At 61.7% G+C, this 13122-nt stretch carries 9 protein-coding genes; 7 read left to right on the top strand and 2 right to left on the bottom strand.

Translation table 11 applies throughout. The features are described from left to right. The first annotated feature begins 160 nt into the window (after positions 1-160). From KO539_RS23715 to KO539_RS23700, 4 genes are all read left to right on the top strand, one after another. Positions 161-1474 carry a dicarboxylate/amino acid:cation symporter gene (locus KO539_RS23715; RefSeq protein WP_035822991.1) on the top strand — a complete coding sequence of 438 codons (1314 nt, stop codon included), beginning with the start codon at positions 161-163 and terminating at the stop codon, positions 1472-1474. Between the two features lie 108 nt (positions 1475-1582). Next, the gene (locus tag KO539_RS23710; RefSeq protein ID WP_219312112.1) at positions 1583-2575 is read left to right on the top strand and encodes a porin; all 993 of its coding nucleotides are present in this window, start codon (positions 1583-1585) and stop codon (positions 2573-2575) included. Positions 2576-2696: 121 nt separating this feature from the next. Further along, the gene (locus tag KO539_RS23705; protein WP_219312110.1) at positions 2697-4604 is read left to right on the top strand and encodes an ATP-binding protein; all 1908 of its coding nucleotides are present in this window, start codon (positions 2697-2699) and stop codon (positions 4602-4604) included. Further along, the gene (locus tag KO539_RS23700; protein ID WP_219312109.1) at positions 4597-5940 is read left to right on the top strand and encodes a sigma-54 dependent transcriptional regulator; all 1344 of its coding nucleotides are present in this window, start codon (positions 4597-4599) and stop codon (positions 5938-5940) included. Before KO539_RS23705 ends, KO539_RS23700 begins: the two co-directional genes overlap by 8 nt. Here the strand turns inward: KO539_RS23700 and KO539_RS23695 are convergent, their stop codons facing one another. Then, positions 5941-6678, bottom strand: a complete 738-nt coding sequence (locus KO539_RS23695; protein ID WP_219312107.1) for a metallophosphoesterase — start codon at positions 6676-6678, stop codon at positions 5941-5943. A gap of 225 nt (positions 6679-6903) precedes the next feature. Between KO539_RS23695 and KO539_RS23690 the strand changes: the two genes are divergently transcribed. After that, entirely contained in the window at positions 6904-7752 is an 849-nt protein-coding gene (locus tag KO539_RS23690; protein ID WP_051959192.1) for a MipA/OmpV family protein, read from the top strand. Between the two features lie 6 nt (positions 7753-7758). Here the strand turns inward: KO539_RS23690 and KO539_RS23685 are convergent, their stop codons facing one another. Further along, positions 7759-8268, bottom strand: a complete 510-nt coding sequence (locus tag KO539_RS23685) for a GNAT family N-acetyltransferase (protein WP_219312105.1) — start codon at positions 8266-8268, stop codon at positions 7759-7761. Between the two features lie 258 nt (positions 8269-8526). On the opposite strand from KO539_RS23685, the gene KO539_RS23680 reads away from it, so the two are divergent. Both KO539_RS23680 and KO539_RS23675 read left to right on the top strand, forming a co-directional pair. Then, on the top strand, positions 8527-9444 hold the full coding sequence (locus KO539_RS23680) for an ABC transporter ATP-binding protein (protein ID WP_219312103.1): 918 nt from the start codon (positions 8527-8529) through the stop codon (positions 9442-9444). 10 nt (positions 9445-9454) lie between these two features. Then, a complete protein-coding gene (locus tag KO539_RS23675) occupies positions 9455-13036 on the top strand; it encodes a M1 family aminopeptidase (protein WP_219312101.1) in 3582 nt (1193 codons plus the stop codon). Positions 13037-13122 lie beyond the last annotated feature (86 nt).

Raw genomic sequence — 13122 nt, 5'->3', positions numbered from 1 at the left:
TAGCAAATTCCAATTTCAGGCATATCCTTTGCTATGTACAGGTTTTGCTGCAAATAATCGCTGGCACGCAAGGGCTTGTTTTTGAGAAATATTGACTCCAAGCTTGAGTTGCTCGCTATCAATAATCCGCTCACAGCGGCGTTTCACCGGAGGAGTCAAAATGAAAAAGAAACGGCCATTAACCCTGTACATCCTGATTGCCATGATCCTCGGCATTGCCGTGGGCTATGGATGCAACACCGCCTTCCCTGATGCCAAGCTCAGCGCTCAAATCGCTGGCAATATTTCCATCGTCACCGACGTCTTCCTGCGCCTGATCAAGATGATCATTGCGCTGCTGGTGTTCTCCACCCTGACGGTCGGCATCGCCCACATGGGCGACGGCAAGACGGCCGGCCGCATCGGCCTGAAAGCCATGTGCTGGTTCGTCGTCGCCTCGCTCGTTTCGCTGGCGCTGGGCATGGTGCTGTCGAATCTGATGCAACTGGGCACCAATCTGGGCTTGCCATTACCGGACGTACACGCGTCGACGAATCTGAAAACGGCCGCCTTCACCTTGAAAGATTTCTTCACGCACCTGGTGCCGAAGTCGCCGATCGAGGCCATGGCCAACAATGAAATCCTGCAAGTGCTGGTATTCTCGATCTTCTTCGGCGGCGCACTGGCCGGCCTGGGCGAATCGGGCAAGACCCTGACGGCCGTCGTCGACCAGCTGGCACAAGTCATGCTGCGCATCACCGGCACCATCATGAACCTGGCCCCGCTGGCCGTGTTCGCCGCGATGGCTTCCGTCATCACCACCCACGGCCTGGGCGTGCTGGTCACGTTTGCCAAGTTCATGGGCGGCTTCTACGTGGGCCTGCTGTGCCTGTGGGCCCTGCTGATCGGCGCCGGCTTCGTCGTCATCGGCCCACGCATCTTCAAGCTCGTCGGCCTGATCCGCGAACCATTCCTGCTGGCATTCTCGACGGCCAGCTCGGAAGCGGCGTATCCAAAACTGCTGACGGCGCTCGATCAGTTCGGCGTGGACCGCAAGATTTCCAGCTTCGTGTTGCCAATGGGCTACTCCTTCAACCTCGATGGTTCGATGATGTACTGCACCTTCGCCGTGCTGTTCATCGCGCAGGCCTACGGTATCGACCTGTCGATCGGCACGCAGATCACCATGCTGCTGCTGCTGATGCTGACCTCGAAAGGCATGGCAGGCGTGCCGCGCGCCTCGCTGGTGGTGATTGCCGCTACCCTGAACCAGTTCAATATTCCGGAAGCGGGCTTGCTGCTGCTGATGGGCGTCGACCAATTCCTCGACATGGGCCGTTCGGCCACGAACGCGGTCGGCAATGCCGTCGCCACGGCCGTCGTCGCCAAGTGGGAAGGTGGCCTGGCCACCGAGGAAGAAGCCGCCGCCGCCAACGCGGCCAGCCAGAACACGGAAAGCCATTGGGGCGAAGCGGATCACGCTAGCAAAGCCTGATAGCGCCATGGCCCGCCACAAGCGGGCCATTTATTTGTTGTCGATGTTAAGTAACAAGCAGTCAGGTAGTGCGATCAGTAGTCATTCCAACTTATTAGAGAGATTTTCATGAAAAAAGTCCTGTTTACCCTGCTGACCCTCGGCGCAGCCTCCACTGGCGCCATGGCCCAATCGAGCGTGACCATGTATGGCGTGGCTGACGCCGGCCTGGTGTTCGACAAGGATGCGGCTGGAGACCGCCTGAACCGCGTCGCCTCCGGCGTCGCCTCCGGCTCGCGCATCGGCTTCAAAGGCAAGGAAGACCTCGGTGCTGGCCTGGCCGCCATTTTCGTGCTGGAAAGCGGTTTCAATATCGATACCGGCACCTCGGGCCAGGGCGGCCGGCTGTTCGGCCGCCAGTCGTATGTGGGCCTGACCGGCAGCGCCGGCGCCGTCACCCTGGGCCGCCAATATACGCCGTACTACCTGGCCCTGCGCGACGTGGCCGATCCGTTTGTCATCGGCCTGGCCGGCACGGCATCGAACATTATGGCGCCGAATTATCGCATCGACAACATGGTGCAATACAGCACGCCGACCTGGAGCAAGCTGTCGGCCGACCTGGCGTATGGCTTTGGCGAAGTAGCCGGCGACAATGCGAAAAACCGCAGCATGGGCGGCGCCGTGCACTACATCGACGGTCCGCTGAACGTGACCCTGACGCACCACCGCCAGGAAAATGCGCTGGCGACCCAGCAAACGCGCAACACCCTGCTGGCCACGCGCTACGACTTTGGCGTGCTGCAAGGCAACTTCGGCTACGCCGACAACCGCGCCCTCGACGACAGCAAGAGCAATGACATCCTCGTTGGCTTCAGCGCCCCGTTCGGCGCCACCAAGCTGGTCGCGTCGTACATCCGCCACAACGACAAGAGCAATGCCAACCGTGACGCCCAGCAGTGGGCCATCGGCGCCTTCTATGCGCTGTCCAAGCGCAGCGACCTGTACACAGGTTACGGCCACATCAGCAACAAGAACGGCGCTACCTACAAGGTTGGCAATGCCACCGACGATGGCACCGGTAACAGCGGTTTCAACTTAGGTATGCGCCATACGTTCTAAGGACTTTGAACTGTCCGTGACATAAAAGCGTGAGCCGCCGGATGCATATCCGGCGGCTTTTTCTTTTTACGCAATATTTAAATGCGATACTGTGGGTTCTTGCAAGTTGGCAGCTGATTTTATGAATAGCAGTAGTAAACCCTCCCTTTCCTGGCGCCAGCGCCTGTCGCAACGGTCTGGCCGCGAAACGCTGGCCTGGGGCGTGGTGCTGGCCGCCTGCCTGGCCACCGTCTGGCTCGTGTATTTCTGGACCGAACGCATCGCCATCGGCAAGCTGCAGGCCAGCGGCGCGCAACGCCTCGAGGTGTATGTCAGCAGCCTGGAAAATGCGCTGGAAAAATACGACTTCCTGCCCAAGACCCTGGAGCTGAACCGCGACGTGATCCGTTTGCTGCAGCACCCGGAAGACCCGGTGCTGGTCGATACGGTCAACCATTACCTTGAGCAGATGAATGCCCAGGCGAAATCCTCGACCATTTTCATCAGCAACCTCGACGGCAACACGCGGGCCGCCAGCAACTGGCAGCAGCCCGACAGCTTTATTGGCGACAATATCTCGTTCCGCCCCTACGCCCAGGACGCGCTGCGCGGCACGCCGGGCCGCTTCTATGGCGTGGGCACGACGCGGCTGGAACCCGGTTACTTCTTTGCCCACGGCATCTACCAGAATGGCCACATGCTGGGCCTGGCAACGGTGAAGGTGAACCTGGAAACCCTGGAAAAACGCTGGGTGCAGGGCGCCGACAAAGTCATGCTGGCCGACGAGCACGGCGTGATTTTTCTCAGTTCCATGGCGGACTGGAAATACAAAACCCTGGCGCCGCTGTCGCCGGCGATCGTCGAAGAACTCAACCGCACGCGCCAGTACTATTCGAAGCAGCTGGCCGCCATCCCCTTCGTTTCCGACCGCCAGCTGGGCAATGGCGCCCGCGTGATCAGCGTGCGCGAGCAGGAACATGCCGACACGCCACCGAAGATCAGTTCCAGCGTCATGACGCAGATCAAGCTGAAGTCGCCGCAAGGCTGGACTTTTATTTATTTGTCCGACCTGGCCCAGGCGAAGGCCAGCGCGCGCGCGGCAGCCGCCTTCTCTTGCGTGCTGCTGGGCTTTTTCATGCTGCTGTTCTTTTACCTGCGCCAGCGCCGCGCGGCCGTGGCGCAAAAATTGCGCGCCCGCGAAGACTTGCAACACGCCTACGACAACCTGGAAGCCATGGTCGAGGAACGCACCTCGGAACTCAATGCCATGACGCAAAGCCTGAGCCAGGAAATCGAGGTGCGCAGCAAGGCCGAGCAGAAACTCCACATCACGCAAAATGAACTGTTTCAAGCCGGCAAGATGGCCGTGCTGGGACAAATGTCGGCCAGCATCACGCATGAGCTGAACCAGCCGCTGACGGCGCTGCGCACCATGTCCGACAATGCCGTCATCCTGCTGGAACGGGGACGGCTCGACGACGCGCGGCGCAACCTGGCGAAGATCTCGCAAATTGCGGCCAGGATGGGGACTATTACGGGTCAATTGAAAATTTTTGCGCGCAAATCGACGACCAGCCTGACCTCCGTCTCGATCCCCACGGCGATCAGCAATGCCCTGTTCCTCGTCGAACGCCGGCTGCAGGTGGAAAATGTGCGTTTTACCCTGCAACTGCCGCCCGAAGACATCTTCGCCATGTGCGAAAGCAACCGCCTCGAGCAAGTGCTGGTGAACCTGTACGCGAATGCGCTCGACGCCATGAATGGCAGCGACGTGCGCAGCCTGCGCGTGGCCGTCGAATGCACGCCCGAGCACGTGCTGATCCACGTGGCCGACACGGGACCGGGCCTGTCGACGGAGGTGTATGAACACCTGTTCGAACCGTTCTTCACGACCAAGCCGCAGGGTCTGGGCCTGGGCCTGGGACTGGCCATTTCCGAACAAATCACGCGCCAGTTCGGCGGCGTGCTGCGCGCCGAAAATGCCCCTGGCGGCGGCGCCATCTTCACCATCGAACTACAGATTGCAATGCAGGAGGAAAAACATGTTTGACGGCTTGAAGGTCTTGCTGGTCGAGGACGACCCCACCGTACGTGAAGGCAGCGAGCAGGCACTGCAGCTGGCCGGCCTGGACGTGCTGGCGTTTCACTCGGCCGAGCTGGCCTATAAACTGCTGACGCCCGATTTTCCCGGCATCGTCGTCAGCGACGTGCGTCTGCCCGGCATGAGCGGCCTGGAATTGCTGCAAGCGGTCAAGACGCTCGATGCCAACCTGCCCGTGATCCTCGTCACGGGCCACGGCGACATCACGATGGCCGTGCACGCCATGCGCACGGGCGCCTATGATTTCATCGAAAAGCCGTATTCTTCCGAACAACTGGTCGACGTCATCCTGCGCGCGCTGGAAACGCGGCGCCTGACCCTGGAAGTGCACAGCCTGCGCCGCCAGCTCGAAGACGGCGGCGGCATCGAATCGCGCCTGCTGGGCAATTCCGTGGCGATGCGCGACATACGGCGCCTAATACTCGACGTTGCCGACGAACCGGCCGATGTGCTGATCTACGGCGACACGGGTACGGGCAAGGAAATGGTGGCGCGCTGCCTACACGACTTCAGCCACCGCCGCAAGCACAACTTCGTCGCCGTCAACTGCGGCGCGATTCCCGAAAGCATATTCGAAAGCGAAGTCTTCGGCCACGAACCGGGCGCGTTTACGGGCGCTGCCAAGCGGCAGGTGGGCAAGATCGAGCACGCGGATCAAGGCACGTTTTTCCTCGACGAAATCGAATCGCTGCCCCTGTCCCTGCAAGTCAAATTGCTGCGCGTGCTGCAGGAACGCTATATCGAACGCCTGGGCTCGAACGTGCCCACGCCCGTCGATGTACGCGTCATCGCGGCGGCCAAGCTGGACCTGGAAGACTTGTCGCAGCAACAGAAATTCCGCAGCGACCTGTACTACCGCCTGAACCTGATCGTGCTGCATCTGCCGCCGCTGCGCGAACGGCGCGAGGATATTCCCATCCTGTTCGAACACTTCGTGCTGGCCGCCGCCGCCCGCTACAACCGTGCCGCGCCCGTGGTCTCCAGCGCGCAGATGCGCAACCTGATGGCCCATTCCTGGCCCGGCAATGTGCGCGAATTGCGCAACATCGCCGACCGCTTCGTGCTGGGCATCGCCGGCGGCGCCTCGAGCTTGCTGGCGGCCGGACTGGCCAGCCCCCTGTCGCTGGCGGAGCAGGTCAACGGCTTCGAACGCGCGCTGATCGAGCAGGAACTGCGCGCATATGCCGGCAACGTCAGCGAAGTGAGCGCGGTGCTCGGTTTGCCGAAACAGACCTTGTATCACAAGATGCAGAAGTACAACCTGGTGGCCGAAGAGTTCCGCTGATCAACCAACCCGGCCCGTGCGCAAGGGCGTGACCCAGTCGGGCCGCCCGTTCGCCAGCGCCAGCCGGGCCGCCTTTTCCCAGTCATATTCCACGGCGTGCAGCTGCGCCGTCCAGGCGCCATCGCTTCCCTGTTCGGCGATGGCATAGCGCGCATGCGGCGTGCCGTTTTCCATCACGTGCGGGTAACCATGGTCGTCGTCGTAGGCCTGCAAGCCCACGCTGCCCGGATTGACGATCAGCCGCCCATCGGCCAGACGCACCTGGCGCGGCATGTGCGTGTGGCCGCACAGGATCAAGGCCGCGTCGGCCGAACCGGCCCGTTCGGCCACCTCTTGCGGCGTGGCGGCGCGGCTGCCTTGCGGCGTGACGCTGTCGAGAAAATACACGAGGTCGCTGCTGGGCGTGCCATGCACGAGCAGCACGTCATGCCGCAGGCGCAAGGTGGCGGGCAGCGCCGCGATCCAGGCTAGTTGCTCCGGCAACAGTTGCGCGCGCGCATAGGCGTCCGAGACGCCCATGCGGGCCGGGTCGCCCAGCAGCTGGCGCTCGTGGTTGCCGCGGATGGTGGGCAGGCCGAGCGCCATCAGGCGCGCCGCCGTGGCGCGCGGCTGCAGATGGCCCGAGACGATATCGCCGAGATTGACGGTCACGTCCACGCCACGCCGGGCGATGTCGGCCAGCACGGCGTCCAGCGCGTCCAGGTTGCCGTGGATATCGGATATGGCGGCGATTCTCATGCGGTGTCTCCTCCTCTTGCGCACCATTTTGCCCGCGTTCCCCATCGCAGGCAATGTCGGCATGTACCAGCCGTTACACGCGGTAGGACAAATCCGACGGTAATTTGCGCCGTGCGGCTACGTGATTGAAATGTAACAGTTGCTACCATTTCCTCATCGCACTGTTGCCCAGCGTTGGTCGCCCAAGCGTCGCGACAGTTTTCACTTTATTTTAAGGAGTTGCCCATGTCTGCCATGTCCGTGTCCACCCGCCTGTCCCCACCACGCCCGCACCACCTCGCCTTGCGCGGCGCCATGATGCTGGGTGTGCTGGGTATTGCCACGGCGGCCGCCACGGCGCGGGCCGAGCCATCGCCGGCACTGGACCGTGTCAGTCTGTCGGTGGGGGCGTTTTCCGCCGATCCGCGCATCAATATCGGCGCCGACACGCAGTTTGGCCGCATCGATGCGCCCGAATCGAATCCCAAACATACGACCATTCCGCGCATCAAGGCCGAATTGCTGATCGGCGACCGCCACGGCCTGGCATTCGACTACTACCGCTATGACAAATCCTATACCCCCACGCTCAGCGGCCAGACCACCATCAATGGCCAGCCCGTGACGGGCACGGCCAGCGCAGATGCCGATCTGAAACTGGACCTGGCCAAGATGTCGTACCGATGGTGGCTGGGCAGCGGCAACGACACTTTCGGCATCGGCCTGGGCGCGGCCTATTACAATGCAAACCTGAACGGCACGGCTACCGGCATCGTCAATGGCGAGACGGCCACGGCGCGCGATTCCATCGGCGAGCACGCGTTCGCGCCGCTGCTGGAAGTGGGCTGGCGCCATGCGTTTACACCGGACTTGCGCATGTATGCGGAAGCATCGGGCATCAAGAAAAATGGCGGGCGCATCAACGGCCACATCTACGGCGGCAATATCGGCGTGGAATGGTTTCCGTTCAAAAATATCGGTTTCGTGGCCGATTACGGCATCTCGAAAATCAAGCTGCACCGCGACAGCGAACGCGATGCGGACTTGAACGTGCGCCTGACGGGACCGTCAGCGTATGTGAAAGTGCGCTTCTAAAAGCGCTCAGGCCGCCGGTTTCAGCAAGGTCAGCTGGAACTGCGGCAAGGCCGGATCGTCGTACGCCTCGACACTGGCAAACGGCAGGCGCGCAAACGCGTGCCGCCAGAACGCGCAGGCAGCGGCATCGTCGCGAAACGTCGCCACCAGCCACGTCTGCGCGCTACCGAGCAGCACACGCCGCAGCACTTCCAGCGCCACTCCCCTGCGCCGGTATTTCTTCAGGATGAAAAAGTCGCTGAATTCCTGCACCGGCAACCCACCCGCCATGCCAGGCTCCGTCAGGAAAAAACCGGCCAACTCGCCATCGACCTCGATCCAGCTGGCCGTGTGGCCGGTGGCATGCAGATACGACGCCAGCCCCGCATCGCAGACGTCGTAGCGGCCATCGGCCAGCACGCTTTCTCCGCTCCAGGCGGAATTGTCATAACAGTACAGTTGAAACAGCTGCGCCAATGCCGCCTCTTCGCCCGATGCAATGGCGCGCAAAGTCATGTTTACTGGCATTGCAGGCATATCCCCATCCTTTCCGCACCATGGCGTCACTGAAGCGGGCGAGGGTAGCACTGCGTCACTCATCCCCGCCCTCCGGCATTTCATGCCTGCCTTTCCTCACTTGGTCGCAAAAAAATTAATTTTCTCCCAATTGGCTATATATTATTGTTTTTAAGTAACATCCGCCATCGCGGCTGCAAAACAAGGGCGATCCCCTTCCACAGACCGGCAGACATGCATCTGCCGGCTTTCATACCCAAGCTCTGGAGAGTGCTGCACATGCTATCGATCAAACAGCTGAACAAAACGTATGCCAATGGCGTCAAGGCCATCAACAATGTCAGCCTGGAGATTCCCAACGGGATGTTCGGCCTGCTGGGGCCGAATGGCGCAGGCAAGTCCTCGCTAATGCGTACCATTGCGACATTGCAAGATCCCGATAGCGGCAGCATCCATTTCGATGGCGTCGATGTACTCACGGACAAGGCCGGCCTGCGCCGCCAGCTCGGCTATCTGCCGCAGGATTTCGGCGTGTATCCGAAGGTCAGCGCGGAAACCCTGCTCAACCACTTTGCCGTGCTCAAAGGCTTGACGGAGAAGGGTCCGCGCAAGGAAGCCGTGGAAGCGTTGTTACAGCAAACCAATCTGTGGGAAGCGCGCAAGCGCAACCTGGGCACGTATTCGGGCGGCATGCGCCAGCGCTTCGGCATCGCCCAGGCGCTGCTGGGCGCGCCGCGCCTGGTAATCGTCGATGAACCGACGGCGGGCCTGGACCCGGACGAGCGCAACCGTTTCCTGAATCTGCTGGCGAAGATCGGCGAGCAGGTGGTGGTCATCCTGTCGACCCACATCGTCGACGACGTGACGGACCTGTGCCCGCGCATGGCCATGATCGTCAAGGGTCAAGTACTGGTGCAGGGCGAGCCGCAGGCGGCCATCGATACACTGCTGGGCAAGGTGTGGCGCCGCAGCGTCACGACGGACGAGCTGGCGCAATACCAGCAAAGCCTGAATGTGCTGTCGACGCGCCTGGTGGGCGGCAAGCCGCAAATCAATGTGTATGCCGACAACCAGCCCGACAGCGGCTTCGCGCAGATCGCCCCGGACCTGGAAGACGTGTACTTCCTGCACGTGCGCAACGCTGCCCGCGATGGCGCCGCCGCGCCAGCCGCAGCCCCAGTCGCCGTTCTGGCCTGAGGAGCGCGTCATGTGGAAGGAATTTTTCAAGTTTGACCTCGGCTATCAGCTGAAACAGCCGCTGCTGTGGGTATTTGCCGCCATCATGGCCTTGCTGGCCTTTGGCGCCAGCAGCAGCGATTCGATCCAGATCGGCGGTGCCATCGGCAACATCAACCGCAATGCACCCACCGTGGTGGCGCAGATGCTGGGCATTTTCAGCCTGCTGTCGATGTTCCTCGTCACCGTCTTCATCGCCGGCGCCGTGCTGCGCGATAGCGAAGTGGGCATGGCCGACATGCTGTTCGCCACACCCATGCGCAAGTGGGACTACCTGTTCGGCCGTTTCGCCGCCGGCTTTGTCGCCTGCCTGGTGATCTTTGCCGCCATCGCCCTGGCCACCATGCTCGGCCCCCTCATGCCCTGGGTCGATGCACAGCGCGTGGGCGCGTTTTCGCTGCACACGTATGCGTGGAGCTTTGCCGTCATCGTCATTCCGAACCTGCTCTTCATCGGCGCCCTGCTGATGCTGCTGGCCGCCACCACGCGCTCGATGATGCTCGTCTACGTGGGCGTGCTGGGCTTTTTCGTGCTGTGGGCCATGGCCGGCGTCTTTACGCGCGACATCAACAATGAATGGATTGCCGTCCTGCTCGACCCGTTCGGCTTGCGCGCCTTTGGCCGCATGACGCGCTACTTCACGTCCGCCGAATCGAATGCCAGCCTGCCGCCCCTGTCCGGCTTCCTGCTGGCCAACCGCCTGCTGTGGATCGGCATCACGGCCGTGCTGTTCCTCGCCACGGTGGCGCTGTTCAAGCCGCAGCGCACGGGTACGGGCAAACGTTTGTTCGGCAAGCACAAGGTGCAGACGGCCGCCCCCGCCATCTCGGCGCCGCTGCACCTGCCGCGCACGCTGCCCCGCTTCACCGCGGCGACAGCCTGGCGCCAGTGGTGGCAAATCCTGCGCTTCGACGCGGCCGGCGTCTTCAAGAGCGTGCCCTTCCTCGTCATGCTGCTGTTCGCCGTGATCAACCTGATCGCCGGCGCGAATGTCGGCAAGAACATGTACGGCACGGCCGTGTATCCGATGACGCATTTGATGCTGCAAAATATCAGCAACAGCTTCAGCTTCATGCTGATCATCATCGTCACCTTTTACGCGGGTGAACTGATCTTCAAGGAACGTCACGTCAGGATCGCCGACGTCAGCGACGCCATGCCCGTGCCCAACTGGGTACCCCTGCTGGCCAAGTGCACGGCGCTGATCGGCGTCATCGCCGGCTATCTGCTGGCGGGCATCATCACCGCCATCGGTTTCCAGCTGGTCAAGGGCGGCGCGCCCGTGGAACTGGGCCTGTACCTGAAAGGCACCCTGCTGGGCGCCCTCTTCTTCGTGCTGATGGGCTTGTGCGCCCTCACCCTGCAAGTGCTGTCGAATAACAAGTTCATCGGCTACCTGCTGGTGATCCTGCTGATGGTGGCGCAAGCCGTGCTGGGCATGCTGCACTTCGAGCACAACCTGTACAACTTCGCCGCCACGCCGGCCATCAAGTATTCGGACATGAATGGCTATGGCCACTTCCTGACCGGCTGGGCCTGGTTTGCGCTGTACTGGAGCCTGTTTACCGTGGCGCTGGTCATGCTGGCGCGGGCCTTCTGGGTGCGCGGCCTGTCCGCCGACTGGCGTGCGCGCGTGCGTCTGGCGCGCCAGCGTCTGCACGGCCGCGCCGGCGCCGCGCTGGCCGTGGTGCTGCTGTGCTGGGCCGGCACGGGCGGCTGGATCTTCTACAACACGAATGTGCTGAACCAGTACGAAACGTCCGACGTCAGCATGGACAAGCAGGCCCGCTACGAGAAATTGTACAAGCAGTACAAGGACTTGCCGCAGCCGAAGATCACCGACATCCAGGCCAACGTGGATATCTATCCGGAACAGCGCAAAGTGTTGATCAAGGGTCACTACGTGCTGCAAAACAAGACGCAGCAAGCGCTCGATACCTTGCGCATCCAGCGCAACCCAGACCTGGAAACGCACTGGTTGAACTTGCCTGAGCACAAGGTGACGCTGAACGACAAGGAACTCGGCTTCAGCATCCTCAAGCTGGCGCAGCCGCTGGCGCCGGGCGCCACCCTGCCGCTCGACTTCACGGTGGCCGTCACGCATGAAGGCTTTACCAACAGCGGCACGCCGGACCAGGTCAACCTGAACGGCAGCTTCTTCAACAACCAGGCGTATTTTCCGCACTTCGGCTATGCCAAGGAAATGGAGTTGACGGACCGCAACGAGCGCCGCAAGCGGGGCCTGGGCGAGCCGCAGCGCATGGCCAAGCTGGAAGACAAGTCAGCGTATGGCGACACGGTGCTGGGTGGCGATGCCGACTGGATCCATTTCGACACGACGGTGTCCACCAGCGGCGAGCAGATCGCCCTGGCGCCCGGCTACCTGCAAGGCAGCTGGGAAAAGGATGGCCGCCGCTATTACCGCTACAAGATGGACCAGCCGATGCTGCCATTCTTCGCCTACCTGTCGGCGCGCTGGGACGTGAAGAAGGGCGACTGGCACGGCGTGCCGATCGAGGTCTATTTCGACAAGAAACACGGCTACAACACGGACCGCATGATCACGTCCGTGCAAAAGTCGCTCGACTATTTCAGCACCGAGTTCACGCCCTACCAGCACAAGCAGGTGCGTATTCTGGAATTCCCGGGCTACCAGAGCTTCGCGCAGTCATTTGCCAATACGATCCCGTATTCGGAAGGCATCGGCTTCATTGCCGACCTGCGCGACAAGGAGGACATCGACTATGTGTTCTACGTCACGGCGCATGAAATGGCGCACCAGTGGTGGGGCCATCAGGTGATCGGCGCCAACGTGCAGGGCGCCACCATGCTGATGGAGTCCCTGGCGCAATACTCGGCCCTGATGGTGATGGAAAAGGAATACGGCCGCGACAAGATGCGCCGCTTCCTGCGCTATGAACTGGACCGCTACCTGAGCGGACGCGGCGGCGAAGCCATCGAGGAATTGCCGCTGGCGCGCGTGGAGGGACAGCAATACATCCACTACAACAAGGGCAGCCTGGTGTTCTACCGCCTGCGCGATGAAATCGGCGAGCAAGCGCTGAACCGTGCCCTGAAACGCTATCTGCAGGACAAGGGTTACCAGCAGGCGCCGTTCACCACGTCGTCGGAATTGCTGGCCTACATCCGCGCCGAAGCATCGCAGGACAAGCAGGCCCTGATCACCGACCTGTTCGAGAAAATCGTCTTCTACGATAACCGCGTGACGCAAGCGAAAGCCGTGCAGCGCCCCGATGGCCAGTGGGACGTCACCATGCAACTGCACCTGGCCAAGCTGGAGTCGGACGGCAAGGGCAAGGAAAGCCCGCGCGCCTACGACGAACCGGTAGAGATCGCCATCTTCGCGCGCGCGCCGGGCGGCAAGGAGAAGGATGAAAAGGTCCTGTTTACGGACAAGCGCGTGCTGTCGGGCAGCGACCCCGTGGTGACGATTACGGTGAAGGAAAAACCGTTTGAGATGGGTGTCGATCCGTACAACAAGATGATCGACCGGGTGGCGCGCGATAACCGCAAGGAAGTCAGTTTCAATTAGGCTTGCGTCAACGCAATGGATGCAACACAAACCGGCCGCGCCTTCGACCAGTGCGCGGCCTGTTTTTGTGCCTGGCGTAAGATGGC

This window comes from Janthinobacterium sp. NKUCC06_STL, from assembly GCF_019345455.1.
Taxonomy (GTDB): Bacteria; Pseudomonadota; Gammaproteobacteria; order Burkholderiales; family Burkholderiaceae_D; genus Janthinobacterium; species Janthinobacterium rivuli.
This window is presented reverse-complemented; position numbering and strand designations above follow the sequence as displayed.